General features: G+C 64.1%; 19 protein-coding genes. 6 read left to right on the forward strand and 13 right to left on the reverse strand.

Going from position 1 to position 16,073, the window contains the following annotated elements:
- Window position 1 precedes the first annotated feature (1 nt).
- The gene (locus AMA01_RS07685; protein ID WP_067849666.1) at window positions 2-979 is read left to right on the forward strand and encodes an MBL fold metallo-hydrolase; all 978 of its coding nucleotides are present in this window, start codon (window positions 2-4) and stop codon (window positions 977-979) included.
- On the opposite strand, the gene thpR is transcribed toward AMA01_RS07685, so the two are convergent.
- Window positions 915-1,508, reverse strand: a complete 594-nt coding sequence (gene thpR / locus AMA01_RS07690) for an RNA 2',3'-cyclic phosphodiesterase (RefSeq protein ID WP_067849668.1) — start codon at window positions 1,506-1,508, stop codon at window positions 915-917. The genes AMA01_RS07685 and thpR overlap by 65 nt on opposite strands.
- Window positions 1,505-1,879, reverse strand: coding sequence for an arsenate reductase family protein (locus AMA01_RS07695; RefSeq protein WP_230087786.1), 375 nt, complete (start codon window positions 1,877-1,879; stop codon window positions 1,505-1,507). Before AMA01_RS07695 ends, thpR begins: the two co-directional genes overlap by 4 nt.
- Window positions 1,880-1,999: 120 nt before the next feature.
- Between AMA01_RS07695 and AMA01_RS07700 the strand changes: the two genes are divergently transcribed.
- The 3 genes from AMA01_RS07700 to AMA01_RS07710 are packed head-to-tail and all read left to right on the forward strand — an operon-like array spanning window position 2,000 to window position 4,783.
- Window positions 2,000-3,370 carry a Mur ligase family protein gene (locus AMA01_RS07700; RefSeq protein WP_067849672.1) on the forward strand — a complete coding sequence of 457 codons (1,371 nt, stop codon included), beginning with the start codon at window positions 2,000-2,002 and terminating at the stop codon, window positions 3,368-3,370.
- Window positions 3,324-4,097 carry a type 1 glutamine amidotransferase gene (locus AMA01_RS07705; protein WP_231862874.1) on the forward strand — a complete coding sequence of 258 codons (774 nt, stop codon included), beginning with the start codon at window positions 3,324-3,326 and terminating at the stop codon, window positions 4,095-4,097. Before AMA01_RS07700 ends, AMA01_RS07705 begins: the two co-directional genes overlap by 47 nt.
- Window positions 4,094-4,783, forward strand: a complete 690-nt coding sequence (locus tag AMA01_RS07710; RefSeq protein WP_067849676.1) for an NUDIX hydrolase — start codon at window positions 4,094-4,096, stop codon at window positions 4,781-4,783. The genes AMA01_RS07705 and AMA01_RS07710 overlap by 4 nt, the downstream gene beginning before the upstream one ends.
- A 50-nt stretch (window positions 4,784-4,833) precedes the next feature.
- On the opposite strand, the gene AMA01_RS07715 is transcribed toward AMA01_RS07710, so the two are convergent.
- The 7 genes from AMA01_RS07715 to AMA01_RS07745 form a co-directional block, all read right to left on the reverse strand.
- On the reverse strand, window positions 4,834-5,262 hold the full coding sequence (locus AMA01_RS07715) for a hotdog fold thioesterase (RefSeq protein ID WP_067849678.1): 429 nt from the start codon (window positions 5,260-5,262) through the stop codon (window positions 4,834-4,836).
- Window positions 5,263-5,264: 2 nt separating this feature from the next.
- A complete protein-coding gene (gene thrB / locus AMA01_RS07720; RefSeq protein WP_067849680.1) occupies window positions 5,265-6,236 on the reverse strand; it encodes a homoserine kinase in 972 nt (323 codons plus the stop codon).
- Window positions 6,233-7,306, reverse strand: a complete 1,074-nt coding sequence (gene thrC / locus AMA01_RS07725) for a threonine synthase (protein ID WP_067849682.1) — start codon at window positions 7,304-7,306, stop codon at window positions 6,233-6,235. The genes thrB and thrC overlap by 4 nt, the downstream gene beginning before the upstream one ends.
- 95 nt (window positions 7,307-7,401) lie before the next feature.
- Window positions 7,402-8,340: an MBL fold metallo-hydrolase gene (locus tag AMA01_RS07730; RefSeq protein ID WP_067849684.1), complete on the reverse strand. Its 939-nt coding sequence runs from the start codon at window positions 8,338-8,340 to the stop codon at window positions 7,402-7,404.
- 55 nt (window positions 8,341-8,395) lie between these two features.
- Window positions 8,396-9,685: an EF-P 5-aminopentanol modification-associated protein YfmH gene (yfmH, locus tag AMA01_RS07735; RefSeq protein ID WP_067849687.1), complete on the reverse strand. Its 1,290-nt coding sequence runs from the start codon at window positions 9,683-9,685 to the stop codon at window positions 8,396-8,398.
- Complete coding sequence (gene yfmF / locus AMA01_RS07740) at window positions 9,682-10,977, reverse strand: EF-P 5-aminopentanol modification-associated protein YfmF (protein WP_067849689.1); 1,296 nt, start codon at window positions 10,975-10,977, stop codon at window positions 9,682-9,684. The genes yfmH and yfmF overlap by 4 nt, the downstream gene beginning before the upstream one ends.
- A gap of 84 nt (window positions 10,978-11,061) precedes the next feature.
- The gene (locus AMA01_RS07745) at window positions 11,062-12,360 is read right to left on the reverse strand and encodes an MFS transporter (protein ID WP_067849691.1); all 1,299 of its coding nucleotides are present in this window, start codon (window positions 12,358-12,360) and stop codon (window positions 11,062-11,064) included.
- A gap of 123 nt (window positions 12,361-12,483) precedes the next feature.
- Between AMA01_RS07745 and AMA01_RS07750 the strand changes: the two genes are divergently transcribed.
- Complete coding sequence (locus tag AMA01_RS07750) at window positions 12,484-13,332, forward strand: deoxyribonuclease IV (protein WP_067849693.1); 849 nt, start codon at window positions 12,484-12,486, stop codon at window positions 13,330-13,332.
- 54 nt (window positions 13,333-13,386) lie between these two features.
- Here AMA01_RS07750 and AMA01_RS07755 read toward each other — a convergent pair whose 3' ends face one another.
- Together AMA01_RS07755 and AMA01_RS07760 are read right to left on the reverse strand one after the other, a co-directional pair.
- Entirely contained in the window at window positions 13,387-13,692 is a 306-nt protein-coding gene (locus tag AMA01_RS07755; protein WP_067849694.1) for a MazG-like family protein, read from the reverse strand.
- Window positions 13,693-13,719: 27 nt separating this feature from the next.
- Window positions 13,720-14,649, reverse strand: a complete 930-nt coding sequence (locus tag AMA01_RS07760; RefSeq protein WP_067849696.1) for an aminotransferase class IV — start codon at window positions 14,647-14,649, stop codon at window positions 13,720-13,722.
- A 155-nt stretch (window positions 14,650-14,804) separates the two neighbouring features.
- On the opposite strand from AMA01_RS07760, the gene AMA01_RS07765 reads away from it, so the two are divergent.
- Entirely contained in the window at window positions 14,805-15,149 is a 345-nt protein-coding gene (locus AMA01_RS07765) for a histidine triad nucleotide-binding protein (protein ID WP_067849698.1), read from the forward strand.
- On the opposite strand, the gene AMA01_RS07770 is transcribed toward AMA01_RS07765, so the two are convergent.
- Window positions 15,146-15,601: an OsmC family protein gene (locus AMA01_RS07770; RefSeq protein ID WP_067849700.1), complete on the reverse strand. Its 456-nt coding sequence runs from the start codon at window positions 15,599-15,601 to the stop codon at window positions 15,146-15,148. The two genes, AMA01_RS07765 and AMA01_RS07770, sit on opposite strands and share 4 nt — an antisense overlap.
- 51 nt (window positions 15,602-15,652) lie before the next feature.
- On the reverse strand, window positions 15,653-16,042 hold the full coding sequence (locus tag AMA01_RS07775; protein WP_067849702.1) for a cupredoxin domain-containing protein: 390 nt from the start codon (window positions 16,040-16,042) through the stop codon (window positions 15,653-15,655).
- Window positions 16,043-16,073 lie beyond the last annotated feature (31 nt).

Consider the following 16,073-nt stretch of genomic DNA (forward strand, 5'->3'; position numbering starts at 1 on the left):
CATGGAAGGACAGCACGCATCGTACCCACAGCCCGTCGAGATCGCGCGCGGCGTATTTCTCATTGACCTGATGGAACTTGGCATGCGCTATCGCACGTGTGCCTATGTCGTGCGCGATCGCGAGCCTCTGCTGATTGAAACCGGTTCCGCCCGGTCGCACGACGCGCTGCTCGCGGGGCTGCGCGCTTTGGGCCTCGCGCCAACGGATCTCGCCTACGTCGCGGTGACGCATATTCACCTCGATCACGCCGGCGGCGCGGGTCAGTTCATGAAGCTGGCGCCACAGGCGAAGCTGCTTGTCCACCCGCGCGGCGCTCGGCACATAATCGATCCGTCCCGCCTGTACCAGGGCGCCCGTGAGGTCTATGGGGATCGACTCGACCAGCTCTTCGGGCCTCTCGAACCCGTCCCGGCCGAACAGGTGCAGGCGATGCCCCACGAAAGCGAGCTCGTGATTGGAGAGCGGCGTCTCCTGTTCCTCGACGCTCCCGGACACGCGAGCCATCACTTCGCCATTGCGGATCCCGTCTCCAACGGCATTTTCACCGGCGACAGCGCGGGCCTCAGGTTCGTCAAAGGGTTCACCGGCTTTCCCTACGAATTCGTCATGCCCTCCACCTCGCCGGTGGATTTTGACCCCGAGGCCGTGCACAGGACGTGCGACATGTTCGCGAAACTGCCGATGGAGACGGTGTACCAGGCGCACTTCGGCCCTTCGCCCAAGAGCGAGGCCCTTCGCGAGACCGTGTACTATGCCGACAGATTCCGCGAGCTTATTGCGAGGACATTCGACGATCATCCGTCCCCTGAAGCGCTCGAACAGGCGCAGGCCGAGATCGTCCGAGAGCGGCTGGGCGAACTCGGATTGGACGCCTCGGCCTTCCGCCCGCAGGCCATTCACCTGGATCTCATGCTCAATGCGCTGGGCCTTCTGGCGTACGAATCGCGGAGGCGCCGGAAAATGGGAAGCGCCGGATGACAGGATACGCGAGTTGACCGCTGTCGCGGGTCGCCTCGAACAGACACAGTTCCGTGAACTCGTGGCTCATGGGCCTTGGCACCGCAAGTTGGGTCGCCTCGTACTGGCGAAGCTCCCGGGCGAGCGTGATGTGAGGGCGATACGGTCTGTCTTCCAGGCGCACGCCAGGCAGTGCCTCCACAGTGGCCGCTCGCACCCTCTGATGAAGCGCATTCAGCCGAGCGAGGTCAGCGTCTGGCCCGTCGAGCCCGAGCCAGAACACGCGGCTGCGATGAAAACGGCCACATGGGCCCGTGGTGAGCCGAAATGGCGCCTGGGCCCTGACGGCTTGCTCGCCGGCCGCGAAGACGCGCTCGAGATCGGCCGGATCGACGGCGCCGAGGAACAGCACGGTCAGATGGTACATGTCTTTGCGCGACCAATTGCGCGCGACGACCTCACCCTGCTGCCGAATGGACGCGCACCATGCCGCGATCTCGTCTTTCCAGGTGTCGGGCAGCTCGAGCCCGAAGAACAGGCGCCTCTTCATGGCGCCTGCTCCGTCGACACGGCATCGCGGTAGGCCGCCTCGTCGAAGCCCACAATGACGCGCCCCGATGGCGTCTCAAGCACTGGACGGCGGATGAGCTTCCCGTCGCGATGCAGTTCCTCGAGCCATGTGTCCACCGGCCACGCCACCTCTTTCAGCCCCCGCTTCCGATACACCTCGCCGCGGGTGTTGACGAGCGCTTTGATTTCGCCGTGTGCAGCTTCGAGCCAGCGGCGCAAGGTGGGAACGTCGGGCGGGCTTTCCACGATGTCATGAAACGAGACATCGACACCCAAGCGCTCCAGAAACGCCTGCGCGTTGCGGCACGTCGAGCAGCGCCGGTAACCGTACAGATGGTACAAGCTGCGCATCCTCCTTCTTCGGGCGGCGGGCCCGAGTGATCGAAATATAGTATAATCCACGGGAGAAAACCGTCGGGCGCGACGTTGTCCACGGACCCCATCTGCGATATGGAAAGGATGCATGCCCTCATGCTCGGCATCTGGATTGGCAAACTCATCCTGTGGGTGCTCAGGCTGCGCGGCAGAGACGCCACCAGTTTGCCGGGTAAAGTGGCGCTCCGCATCTCGCCCGGCCTCATCCGGCGCTTTGGCGGACAGGTGAAGCGCGTCATCGCCGTCACCGGCACCAACGGGAAGACCACGACGACGTCCCTCTTGTCGGGCATGGTCGTCGAACGCGAACCCGTGGTCACCAACCACAAAGGCGCCAACCTCGCCCAAGGCATTGCCACAGCTTTTTTGCGGTCCTGTTCTTGGACAGGCCGGCTGTCCGCGGACACGGCGGTGTTGGAGATCGACGAGGCCACGCTGCCCGCGGTCGCGTCGGACCTGCCAATTGGCGTCATCGTCGTGACGAATGTGTTTCGAGATCAGTTGGACCGATACGGTGAGTTGGATGGCACCTTGGCCAAACTCTTGGAGGGCATTCGAAAGACGCAAGCGACGCTCGTGCTGAATGGGGACGATCCGCTCTGTCGCTATCTCGGCCTGCGCTCCTCGCGCAAGGTGATGTATTACGGGATGGCTCGAGACACGGCGAGATCGCCCCGGCGAGAGCAGATGCGCGACGGACAGTTCTGCCTGATGTGCGGACGGCCGCTTCGATACGATGGATTCTGGTACGGCCAGCTCGGCCTGTATCGGTGCGAGGAGTGCGACTTTGTCCGCCCGCACCCTGGGTTTCAGGGTGAACTCCAGGGAGGATTCCTGCGCTTCTCCGAAGAGGGGCTGCCCGATCTCCTGCTCGATCTCCCTGTCTCCGGGCTGTACAACGCATATAACGTCCTCGCGGCCGCCTCTGCGGCGCGCGCGCTTGGTCTGACCGGCGAGGCCATCCACGGAGGGCTTCGCGCGTACCGACCGCCGGAGGGACGCATGCAGCGCTTCGAGCTCGCGGCGCCGGTGACGCTTCACCTGATCAAGAATCCCACCGGCTGCGACAGCGTGCTCGATGCCGTCGTGACCGATGGAAGAAGCAAGGTGGCGGTGATTGGAATTAACGATCTCGCCGCCGACGGCCGCGACGTGTCCTGGCTTTGGGACGCCGACTTCGAACTGCTCGCCGAGGACCAGAAGTTGTCATACATTGTCACCACCGGATATCGGGCGCACGACATCGCGCTCCGGATGAAATACGCGGGCTTCCCGGAGTCCAGAATTCGCATCGAGCCGGAACTGGCCGCTGCGCTGCAACTGGGGATCGATGAGGGTACTGCTGCGGGCGCCGTCGTGCACGCGCTCGTGACGTACACGCTTTTGCACCCCGCGGCCCGCTGGCTTTCGGAAAGAAGGGATGAGCGTGAGCCACAAGCCGCTCTGTATCGCACATCTGTATCCTGATCTGCTGAATCTCTATGCCGATCGCGGCAATATCGCCGTGCTCCGCCGGCGCCTCGAGTGGCGAGGCTACGAGGTCGAGGTGGCGCACGTGACGCACAGCGAAATCCCGGACTTCTCGCGCTATCACCTGGTGCTTCTGGGGGGCGGATCTGACCGCGAGCAGGCGATTGTTGCGGAAAAGCTGCGCGCCTGCGCGCCAGCGTTTCGCAGCGCCGTAGAGGACGGGCTGCCGGTTCTGGCCATCTGTGGCGGCTATCAGCTTCTCGGCGAATACTATCAACTTCCGAGCGGCGAGAAGGTCCCCGGCATCGGCCTCGTGGACATGGTGACGGAGGCCATCCCCGATGCGCCACGGCTCATTGGCAACATCGCCGTGTGGAGCGATGAGATTGGCGTGATCGTCGGATTTGAAAATCACGGCGGGCGCACGCGACACGGCCATCGGCCGCTGGGGCGCGTCCTGCACGGACATGGTAACGACGGGGTGAGCGGCCACGAGGGCCTGCGCCATCTGAACATCTGGGGCACCTACGTGCACGGCCCGCTCCTGCCGAAAAACCCGGCGCTGGCGGACGCGGTGCTGCGCGACGCCTTGGCCTACGCGCATCTGCCGGATCATCTCGAGGCGCTGGACGACCGGCTGGAACATGAGGCCCGGGCCGCCTTCGTGTCCTTGCGGATGAACGAGGTGGCGCCCATGTTGAAGGAGGAGGCGGGATCGCCATGACGGAGATTCGAAAGGCCGCCACGCTCGTGGTCATCCGGGACGGGGCGAGTGGCGACATCGAGGTGCTTGCCATCCGGCGCGCAATGACCATGCGGTTTTTGCCCGGCTTCGTGGCCTTCCCGGGGGGCGCGGTGGACCCGTCCGACGCCAGCGTGGCCAAGCGCGCGCTCGGAAGACCAGTGTGCGCAGAAGACGATGACGATCCCGGCTTTGCCGTCACCGCGCTCCGAGAGACCGCCGAAGAGATCGGCTGGCTCCTCGCCGTGCAGGACGGCGCGGGAACCAGGCAGGACATACCGCTTTCGCCGGAAGAGCAGGCGGAACTGTGCAAGGGCGCAGCTTCGCTCTCGGCGTGGCTTTCCACGCGAGGCCTCGCGTTCGATCTCGGCTGCCTTCGGCGCATCGGGCGCTTCGTGACGCCGCCGACCCAGCCGGTGCGGTTCGACACGCGGTTCTTCCTCTGCGTGGGCCACGAGCTCGGCGAGCCGCGCATCCACGGAGCAGAACTCGACGCCGCACGGTGGGCGTCTGCACGAGACATGCTCGCGCGCATTGAATCCGGTGAGCTCCCCGCCGTTCGCCCCACCATCGCCGTGCTGAAGGCGCTTGCGGAATGCCAAAACGCCGAGATGGCCATGTCCAGCCTGAACATTGGGCCGCTCCCTCCGCCTGCCCCCCGGGCGTGAGCGCGGCGGCGCCAGAGGCCGAGAAGGGGCCCGCGCCGCCTGCTACACGCTCAGTTTTCGGTCGGCGTCACGTGCTCCATGCGCCCGCGGTTCTGAATGACGGCGAGCGTACAGCGCGAGATGCACACGAGGCGATCCCGCTCGTCCACGATGCGGATTTGCCACACCTGCGTGGTCGATCCCCGGTGGATGGGCTCGGCGATGGCCTTTACCACGCCCTCCCGCATCGAGCGAAGATGATTTGCGTTGATCTCCATGCCCACCACGGTCTTCCCCTGATCGCTCACGTTCAGAGCGCCGCCCAGGCTGGCTGCGGACTCGGCGAGCGCCACGCTCGCGCCGCCGTGCAAGAGTCCCATCGGCTGATGTGTGCGGCTGTCCACCGGCATGGTCATCACCACGCGGTCCTTGTTGGCTTCCAGGACCTCCATGCCCAGATGGGCCATGAGGGTGTTTGGCAACGCCTCTCGAATATCCATCTTCACACCTCGTCTCCTGTTGATTCCAACTTCCAATGTGCGCGCGTCTCGCCGTGCACCGGCCGCACGACGAGCGCGCGACACGGCGTGCCTGCGTTGCGCCACGCGAGCGTCATCTCGTCCGCCACGCGAAGGGCCACGTCCGGCTTGCACCAGGCGAGCAGCGTGGGCCCTGCGCCGCTCAGGGTCACGGCGTACGCGCCTGCGGCCATCGCCGCTCGCTCGACCTCGTCCGCTCCAGGCACGAGCGGCTTGCGGTACGGCTCGTGGAAGTAATCCAGCATGCCTCCGCGAAGAAGGTCGAGATCGGGCTTGAGCAGCGCCAGCAACAGTCGTGCGCACTGCGCCACGTTTTCCACGGCCTCGTCCCGGGGATAGGCTTTCGGCAGGACGCGGCGCGCGAGTTCGGTCGGCAGCGCGAACTCGGGTGTCGCCGCCACAAAGCGCAGATTCGGAGGAATCGGCACTTCCGCCGTGCGAAGGCCAGCGCGATCGTGAAACGCCAGCACGCCGCCGCCAAGCAGTGCGGGCGCGACGTTGTCCGGGTGCCCCTCGAGCTCGGTGGCGAGCCGCAGCAGGCGATCCCGGCCCAGCTTTCGATCCGGCGCGTACTCCTCAAGGAGCGCATTCCCAAGCACGAGGCCGGCCACAATTGCCGATGCGCTGGAGCCAAGCCCGGACGACACCGGAATCTGATTGTCCACCTCAAGCGCGAAGGGCGGCAACGCGCCGCGATGGACTCCCGCCTCCGCGAAGAGTCGGTCCATGGCGCGGATGACCGCGTTGTCCTCGGTCTTCGGCAAAATTTCGGCCGCCTCTCCACTCACGCGAACGGCAAACGCCTGACCGAGGCGGAGCGTGAAGGTGTTGTACAGCTGAAGCGCCATGCCCAGGCAGTCGAAGCCGGGGCCCAGGTTGGCGGTGGTCGCCGGCACGCGGACCGTGACCGAGCGGCGCATGTCACCCGGGCTCATGACAGTCCACCCAGCGCCCGCCGCACCGCGTCGGGATCGCCATCGACAACGAGGGCCTCCTGCGAGGCGAGGCGCATGGCGCTGTCCGGATCCTTCAGCCCATTGCCCGTCAACACGCACACCACGGTCTCGCCGCGGGTCAAGCCGCCCTCGCGGTGGCGCTTCAACAGCCCCGCGACGCTGGCCGCCGAAGCCGGCTCGGCGAACACGCCCTCCTGCGCGATGAGCCGGTACGCCTCGGCGATGGCCTCATCCGTCACGCAGTCGATGGCGCCGCCGGACTCCTGGGCGGCCCGGACCGCCTTGTCCCAGGACGCAGGGTTGCCGATGCGAATGGCTGTCGCAAAAGTCTCCGGATGCGCAATCGGTTCTCCGCGCACGATGGCCGCCGCGCCCTCGGCCTCAAAGCCGAACATCTTGGGGCGCGCATGGATGCGCTTCTCCTCGTAATAGCGCGTGAATCCCATCCAGTACGCCGAGATGTTGCCGGCGTTGCCCACCGGGATGTAGAGCGCGTCGGGCGCGCGCCCGAGGGTGTCGCAGATCTCGAACGCCGCCGTCTGCTGGCCCATCAGGCGGTAGGGGTTGATGGAATTCACCACCTCCATGCCGAGTGGTTCCGCCACCTCCCGCACGATGGCAAGCGCCTGATCGAAATTTCCGCGAATGGCGACGATGCGAGCGCCGTACTGCACGGCCTGCGCCAGTTTGCCGAGCGCGACGTAGCCGTGCGGGATGAGGATGACCGCCTCCAGCCCAGCGCGCGCTGCGTAAGCGGCAGCCGACGCAGAGGTGTTCCCCGTGCTGGCACAGATCACGACGCGCTTGCCCGCTTCCTTGGCCTTGGCAACTGCGACCACCATGCCCCGGTCTTTGAACGATCCCGTCGGATTCGCGCCTTCGAACTTGAGGTACACGTGGCACTCGAGCCGCTCGCTCAGCTTGTCCGCGTAGACGAGCGGGGTGTTCCCCTCGTGCAGCGTGAGCCGCGGCGTGTGTTCGGTGACGGGAAGAAAGCTTGCATAGGCCTCCAAAATGCCCGGCCAACCCGGGCGGACGCTATGTTCCATGTCCATTCTCCTTTGTGACGCTGCGCGAGCCCGCCCTTGCCAGGCTCAGCTGTAGAACCTCTGGGATCGAATGTACTGACAAATCAGGGGGTTCGTCAATCGAGCCGCTTGGGTTTCTCGATAGATTTGGGTGACTTCACGTAATAGACCTCGCCATGCCGCATGGGCCACACCTTGTCGCCGTCGGCCACGGCCATGAGCCGCTGAAGCGGCTCGTCCACGGGCTCGCGCGAAAGCACGAACGTGTCGTGATGAATGGGAACGAAGGCCCGAGCGCCCGTCTGAAGAAACATGTCCCAGGCCTGCTCTGGCGTACAGTGCGCATTCTCAAACGGCGCAGGCGCGTAGGCGCCAATGGGCATGCACGCGATCTGCGGTTCATACCTTTCGACCGCCGATAGGTTCGTCGCCGCCGTGTCGCCGGCAAAAAACACGGACCACGGCCCCCGCCTGACGACGTAGCCCTGATAGCCCATGTTTCGGTTCCACGGATACCTGCTGCCCCAGTGCCGGACCTCGATGGCCGCGATCTCCGTCCCATCCTCCAGCCGAATTTCCTCGCCCGGACTCATCTCGTACACAGTTTTCGGCCCATGCCACCGGGCGAGGTAGCCCGTGCCTCGCGGCGTCACGACCACCGTCTGCCTCGTCACCACCCGCCGAAGGCTCGGGTGATCGAGGTGATCCATGTGGGCGTGCGACAGGAGGACGAGATGGACCGGTCCACACGCTTCAGGCCGGATGGGGCAGTCCACGTGGCGCCTGGGGCCAAAGGTCCAACCGAACGCCCGCACCCCGACGCGGGAAAACAGCACCGGATCCGTCAGGATGCGGACGCCGTCCATCTGCATGAGCACCGTCGAGTGCCCCAGCCAGGAGAGGTAAAGTCCTTCCTCACGCCACGCATCTGGCTTAGGCCTGTGCTCCGGCATTCGCCTCTTTGGCCGCGGCCAGTCCGCTGTCGTACGGCGATACAGCGCGTACAACAGCACGGCCACCGCGGCCACGACCACGATGATGGCCAACATCCACATGAACGTCCGACTCCTTCTTCGCCTTAAGGACACACGCCCTCATCCTTTGCGCCGCTCAGGACGGCACGACCGCGCTCACCACCATGTTGTCGTCGCGCAGATGCTCTCGCAAGCGTGCGTTCGCACGTTCGAGCGTCATGGTTTGGAGCACGGCGATCACGTCGGCAAAAGCAAACGCCTCCGCGCCACGAACGAAATACGTCACCCAGTTTCGAACGAGGAACGCATTTTGATCCAGGCTCATGAGCACTCTGCCCATGATCTTTTTGCGCGCGCGTTCAAACGCGGTCTCGTCGATCCCGTGTTCGCGCACGTGCGCGAGGTGCGACTGAATGCGCTCGGCCAGCACGTCGGGATGCGGCGTGTTGCCGCCGACCAGGGTGTACCCAAAGGTGTTCGCCAACTGGTAGCCCGCGGAGAATCCTTTGTCGATCAGACCGTCGTCCAGCAGGCTCTGGTAAAACGCCGACGTCGGGCCGAATAGCGCGTCCAAGAGAATCGTCATCGCCGTGTCCTGTTCGATCAAATTCGACCCACTCGCCCCGTTTGCCTCTTTCCAGCCCATGAGAAGGCGGGGTTGTTGGACGGGGAAATGCACCCAATGGCGGGAACGCGCGGGCGCCGAGGGTTCCTCGGCGTACAGGCGTTCGATGGCAGGCGGCTTGCCAAACGACTTCTTCGCCTGGTTTTCCTCGATGACGCGCGCGATCTCGTCCGCGTCAAAACCGCCGGCGATGACCAGCACCATGTTGGACGGATGATAGAAGGTGTGGTAGCAGAGCAGAAGCTGCTCCTTGGTGATGGCCTGCACCGATTCGACGGTGCCGGCGATGTCGATGCGCACAGGATGCTCGTGGTACATGGCTTTGAGGAGTTCCATGTATCCCCTGCGATCCGGGTGGTCGTTGACCATGTGAATTTCCTGCGCGATGATCCCCTTCTCCTTCTCCACGTTTTCGTCCGTCAGGTGGATGGACTGGACGAAGTCGAGCAGCGTGCCTACGTGCTTGGCGATCTCGCCCGTGCCCGAGAAATAGTACGCCGTGTGATCGAAGGTGGTGTAGGCATCGACCGACGCCCCATGCGCGGCAAAGCGCGCGAACACGTCCATCTCGGGGTCCTCAAACATCTTGTGTTCCAAAAAGTGCGCAATTCCGTCGGGCATCTCATGCACTTTGCCGTCCGTCCGAAAGGCGCGATCGATTGAACCGTATCGGGTGGCGAACATGGCGTACGTCTGGTGAAGCTCGGGGCGCGGCATCAAGGTGACCACGAGCCCGTTCTCAAGTTTCCAGGTGCGCGTCTCAAACGGCAGTTCAAGTGAAACGTGCCGAGCGTCGCTCATGCGCGGCTCCCCCTTCCCTCGAGGACATACAGGCACACAGGCCGAAGCGCGGTAGCCAATGCCGCCGCGTCCTCGGGGCGCACCTGATCCAGCGCCGCGATCATCTCCGAGAGCGTGCGGGCACTCCCGGCGATGACGCCGTGATGGTGCCAGGCAATGAGCATCGCCGGCTGATCGAGCATCTGCTGATACTGATTGCGCAACGTGGCGCGCGTCTCCTGCCATTCGCTCACCGCGATTTCCCCGCGCCGTATCGCGTCCAGCTCATCTTCCATGATTTGTCGGACCTCGTCTCGCTTATCGGCCGAGATGCCGGCGTACACCGTGACCAACCCCGTCGCGGCGTCGACGAACGACCACACGCTGTACGCAAGGGACCTGCGCTCGCGGATATTCATGAACAGCTTGGAGTGGGCAAAGCCGCCGAACACGCCGTTCATCATGACCAGCGCAGGGTACTCGGCGTCGCCGAATCCGACGCCAGAGGCAAAGGCGAGATCGAATTGCGTCTGCTGCGCCTCCTCAGCCTCGGTAACTTCTTCGAAGTCGCGCAGTTCCGCTGGCAAGACGACGTCGCGCGCCACCGCCTCCGCGCGCATCGTGCGCTTCTCCGGCAGGGTTTTCGCCAGCCGATCCGCCAATCGCTCGGCCAACCCGTTCATGTCACGGAACTGGCCCACGGCGTACGCGTGCACCTCAGCCTGCGCGAGAACCTGTTGGTGCGCCTCGTACAGCCGATCCGGCAGGAGAGCCTCCACGTCTTCCTCAAAGCCGAGCCGCGGCAGCCCCGCCGGCGTGTCGCGACAAGCGATCTGATGACATCGCTGCAGCGCATATGCGGCTTTGTCATCTCGGACCGCACGGATTCGCCTGCGGTGCAATTCCTTCTCGCGCTGCACAGCCGCCTCGGAGAAACCGCCCGCGCCGGCCGCGTGATCGACTGCCAACGACAGGGCGAGATCGAGCGCCCGCTCCACGAGCGCCGCCTCATCCTCGCCCGGCACGTCCGGGACGCTTGTGCCCACCTCAAGGATGTGATGCCCGCCGCGCTTGCTAATGGACGCGCGCAGGTAGGTGCCGTAGAGATCGTCCGTTGCAAGCGCAATCTGCCGATGGCTGGGGAGGCCGATCGTGCCGTTCATCCACACGCCTGGCAACATCGCCTCTTCCGTAACGCGCTCGCGCGCCATGCGCAAGTGGAACTTGAGCGAAATCTCCTTCGTGCGAAACGCAGGATGCGGAAGCGTGTGCACCTGGCATCGGCCCGCGTCCAGGGTTTGAAAGGATTCCACGCGATCACTCCTTCGCCCTCATCAATCCCATTATAGTCGTTCACGGCGCACTGGCGACCATTGGCAGGCGAGCCGCTCGCAAGGTTAGGGCGTCGGTCTCGCTCGCCGCTTCGCCGACGTGTGGCTCTCTTCGTTTTCGCCGAGCCGAAACTGATGATGGCGCGATCGCGGCCCGAAGATCCGGGACTCGAGCGGCTGAATCAGCGCCACGGTCAAAAGCGGCATGAAACCGAGCGCGAACGCGAGCCACCCGAATCCGCCCACATGGCGCGCCGTCTCGAACGATCCCACGACGAAATAGGCGAGCACACCCAGGATCCGCCCGGCATTCTCGAGCCATTCCCTGACGACGATGTGCGTGATGGACGGCACGTCGTCGTCGGCCAGCGTGTGCATGGCGTCGAATACGTAGCCCTGTAACGGCACGAGAAACAGCGGAAATGCGGCCGCGGCCAAGGCGCCGTAAACGATGAGCATCACCGCCGTCATGGGCCAAAGAAATGCGACGCTGGCTAAGAAAATTCCGACTGCCCCCACAAGAAACAGTCGCCAGCGAAAGCGACCCGACCAGCGCCCGGCGGCGTAAAACGCCAGAAACGAGAGCGCCCCCTGCAACAGGAGGAATTCGCCGAGTTTCATTTCGCTGCCGGTGACGATGTAGAACAGGAGGCCGAGCAGAAACATGAAGACGCCTTCCCGCACGCCGTAGGCGGCCGAACCGAGGACGACGCGACGCCACGGCTTCTGCGCGAGCGCGCGAAATCCCTCCCGAAGCCGAAGCGCGCCAAGGCGCGCGCTCTTCAGACGAAGGCTGACCAGCGTGGCCACGACAAACAGGGCGAACGAAATGCCGAAGACCACGTGATAGCCCGTCAGTCCGCCGAAGTACGCGTCCTCCCGGCTGATGAGCGCGCCCGCGACGGGTGGAGCGATGACGTTCGCCACGGAGGTGAGCACGCCGAACAGGCCAAAGAACGGCTCATGCCCCTCCCTGTCCGTGTATTCCACGCTCAACACGTCAAACGCCAGCCAATAAAAGCCCTCCGCCAGGCCGGTGAGCACACCGAGCAACTCGGGCATGTGCGCTGCTTCCTCGCCCACCATGAGCGCGACGGCGAAAAAAATCGCGTAGAGCGCGATGCCAATCCGCAGGGACATGGCCGTCGAGGTGCGCCGGGCGACGGCCGCCGCCAGGACGAAGGTGACGGGGAGCGTGGCGAAGATGAGCAGATGGTACCAGGCAATGGCGGAGAAGGAACGGTCGACTTTGAAGAGAAAAATGCTGACGAACGTGTTGGACAGACTGATGGAAAGCTGGAACAGCGCGCCGACGATGAGAAGCCACCAGGCCAAGGCCGGCAAGCGAAACGGCTTTGCGTGCATGGCCACCCTCCTCGCTGCCCGCCTAGTATGTCGCATCCGGGGCAAGGTATGTACGGAGACGCTCGTGCCAGTTGCAAGTTCGTATGTTACGATAGGTCGAGATGGTAGGACGGGGGTTGAGGTATGGGCGAAGAAGCTCGCTACGAGGGCATCCTGCTCGGCGCGAACGTCTCGGTCGCCGGGACGGGGCTCTTGGCAGCCGTGGAGGAGACCATCTCGTACGGCGCCAACACGTTTATGATTTACACCCGCAGCAATCGGGGCGGGAAGGCTCGTCCCATCGAGTCCTTTCACCGGGACGAGGGCCTCGCCTTGATGCGGGAACACGGCATTCACGATCCCGTCGTGCACCTGTCGTACCTCGTCAATCTGGCGAGCCCGAAGCCGGAGACGCGGCAGTACGGCATGGACGTATTGCGCGAGGAGATTGAACGGGTGGCGTATCTGGGTTTCCGCTACATCGTCATGCACCCCGGCTCCCACGTCGGCGAGGGAGAATCGTTCGCCATCCGGCAAATTGCCGACGCGCTGAACGAGATCCTCACGGGAGACGAGTCGCTGTGGCTGTGCCTCGAGACCATGGCGGGGGACGGATCGAAAGTCGGCAACAGCCTTGAGGAAATCGCCGATATCATCAGCCGCGTCAAGCACGAGGACCGGCTTGGCGTCTGCATCGACACGTGCCACAACTACAGCTATGGGTACGACGTCGTGAACGACTTCGACGGCTTCTTGGCCGAGTTCGATCGCGTCCTCGGGATGGATCGCCTGAAGGTGGTCCACGTCAACGACTCGAAGCATCCGTTCGGCTCGCGCAAGGATCGGCACGCCAACGTGGGCGAGGGGACGCTTGGCCTGGAGGCGCTCAAGCGCATCGTCCATCATCCGGCGCTCAAGGGTATCCCGCAGATCCTCGAGACGCCGGAAGGCAAGTACAAGGAGGAAATCGACCTGCTCCTCGACCGCGCGTGAGAGCGCATCGGGCACTCCGTTCAGGGCACCCATGGCAGGTGCCCTTTTTGCAGCTCAGAGATAACCCTTGCGCCGAAGCTTCTCGATATGCCGCTCGACCTCTCGCTCGATGTCGATGCCGTACAGGTCTTCGATGACAAACATCATGGACGTCGCGGTCTGCGCGACGTCGAGGAGTTCGGTCACGATGGCGCGGACGACTTCTTCGTCCGGCATGCGCTTCTCTTCACCCGAGAGGCCGCGGAACTTGCCGATGGCCTGGGCGAGCTCCCCGACCTCCTCGGTAATTTTGAGCATCGTCGACTCGAGCGTCGGCGTGAGCCGCTCGAGTTTGGGCAGAGACAGCGTCTTTCGCTGCAACCTTTCACGCTCCTTCGCGGCGTTGCATCAGGCGATGGCACCTGCCCATGCGCGCACGCGTTCGACAAACGCAGCCCGAAGCCGCTCGACAAGCCCGAGGTCCCGCGCCGTCCACACCTCGCGAACCTGTTCCGGACCCACGCTTCGGGCCGGGACACGTTCAGCCGGGATCGACGCGCAGGGAATGTCCGGGTGTTCGACCACGGTCGCGATGGGATACACCTCGGTCAACGTCCCAGTCAGGAAGATGGCATCCACTTCCGACAGGCGCTCGCGCGGCAGCTTCTCTTCGCGGACCGGGATGCCGAGATCGCGCGCCATCTCAAGGACGAATCGGCGCGTGATGCCTGCCAGAATATACCGATCCGCCGGGGCGGTGACGAGTTCGCCGTTCACCACGAACCACACGTTGGAACTCGCAGCCTCGATCATGCAGCCGTCCCGCACGAGGAGCGCCTCGTCGGCCCCGGCGTCGTGCGCCGTTTGCTTGGCCATGATGTTGGGCAACAGGTTGAGCGACTTGATCCACGGGTTCAGCCAGCGCTCGTCGGGGACGAGGAGCAGCCGACCGGACTTGGCCTCGGTGGCGCCCGATTTCACGGGCCGAACTGTGGCAGAGACGTTCGCTTCGACCGAAGGTTCGGGAAACAGATGATTGCGCACGGCCGATCCTCGGGTGACCTGCAGGTAAATGGCCGCCTCCGATTCACCGCTCCGCTCGATGAGCGCGTGAATCAAGTCCTTGCACGCACCCGGATCAAAAGGCGGCCGGATGCGAAGCGCCTCCATACTCTGAAACAGCCGCTCCACGTGCCAGTCGAGCAGGAACGGCCGTCCGCCATAGGCACGAATCACCTCGTAGACGCCGTCGCCAAATTGGTGGCCGCGCTCGTCGAGCGGCACGCACGCCTCGGCCGGGTCGATCCACCGCCCGTTGAAATATCCAATCACCGCCATCTGGCATCCCTCTTCTCTTGTGAGCGTGGCAAGCGAGGCCTGCTCGCGGCCCCGTCGTTCTGGCCATCTCTTGTGCTTCCCGCGGCGCATTTCATTGGGCACGCGTTCGCGCCCCATTGTATAATCGTCATGAGGCCCAACGAGGAGGGAACGATGTGAGCTCATGCCTCTTTTGCCAATTGGTATCTGGCGACATTCCCGCCAACAAAGTGTATGAGGACGATCACGTCCTCGCCTTTCACGACATCCGCCCACAGGCCCCCGTGCACATCCTCATCATTCCGAAGCGCCACATCGAATCAGCGCAGGCTGTGAAACCGGAAGATCGCGAGACGCTGGGCTATCTCCACAGCGTTATTCCGGTCATCGCCGAGGATGCGGGGGTCGCGGAGGACGGGTATCGCCTCGTCGCCAACATCGGCCGACACGGCCAGCAGACGGTCCCGCACCTCCACTACCATCTACTGGGTGGTCGACAACTCGGATGGCCGCCAGGTTAATCTGGCTGGCCGTCCACCACGACGTCGAGCGGAGGCACCTCCTGGCCATTGAGAACGAGGTGTGGAATCACCTCAGCCTTTAAGGAACCAATTGCTGAACAGTACTTCTGCTCACTGAGGCGAATGGCGCGCCAGGCCTTGGCTGGCGGGACTTCGCCCGTCATGTGGTACGTTAAATGGATGCGCGTGAAGGCCTGCGGATACTCCTCGCGCCGCTCGCCCGCCGCCTCAATCTCGAGCCCCTGAAGCGGAACCCGCATCTTTTCCATAATCATGGCGATGTCGATGCCGGTACACCCGACGACGCCCATCAGCAGGAGTTCCATGGGGCGGTTGCCTTGTCCCGTTCCTCCATCTTCCTTCTTGGCATCCATGTAGATGGTGTTGCCGGAAGGACCGTCAGCCTGGAAGTGGCGCTGTCCGAGCCACTTGCCCACCACTTTCATCTCCATGCGCTCGCCCCCTTCCCGCCTATTGTAGCGCCGATTTGGGCCGGCGTCACGTCACTGCTCCGCCCCTGGCTGAGACGCCACCTTCATCGTCCCCTGCATCCCCACTTCAGGAATCCCGTCGCGATCGGAGTAGTAGCGAAAGTTTCCCGTTTTGTCAGGGACAAAGGAGACCGTGACCGTTTCCCCGGGCTGCAAGTTCTGCGTGAACACATAGAAATCCGGGACGACAAAGTTGTGAATTTGCGATCCTTCATTGCGGACCACGATGTCGACCGTGGCGCCCTGCGTGACGTCGATCTCGCGCGGCTCGATCCCGCCATCCCGCAGTGTCACCTGGATGGGGCGGGCCGACACGACGGCACACGAAGCCTGGACGAGTGTGACCGCGGCGAGGGATGAAAGGACCATCGCCAGCGCTTGAACCGGACGGACCTTGCGCATACGAGACCCCTCCCGTGAGAATCTGCAGGGG

It is taken from the genome of Alicyclobacillus mali NBRC 102425 (genome assembly GCF_001570745.1).
GTDB lineage: Bacteria > Bacillota > Bacilli > Alicyclobacillales > Alicyclobacillaceae > Alicyclobacillus > Alicyclobacillus mali.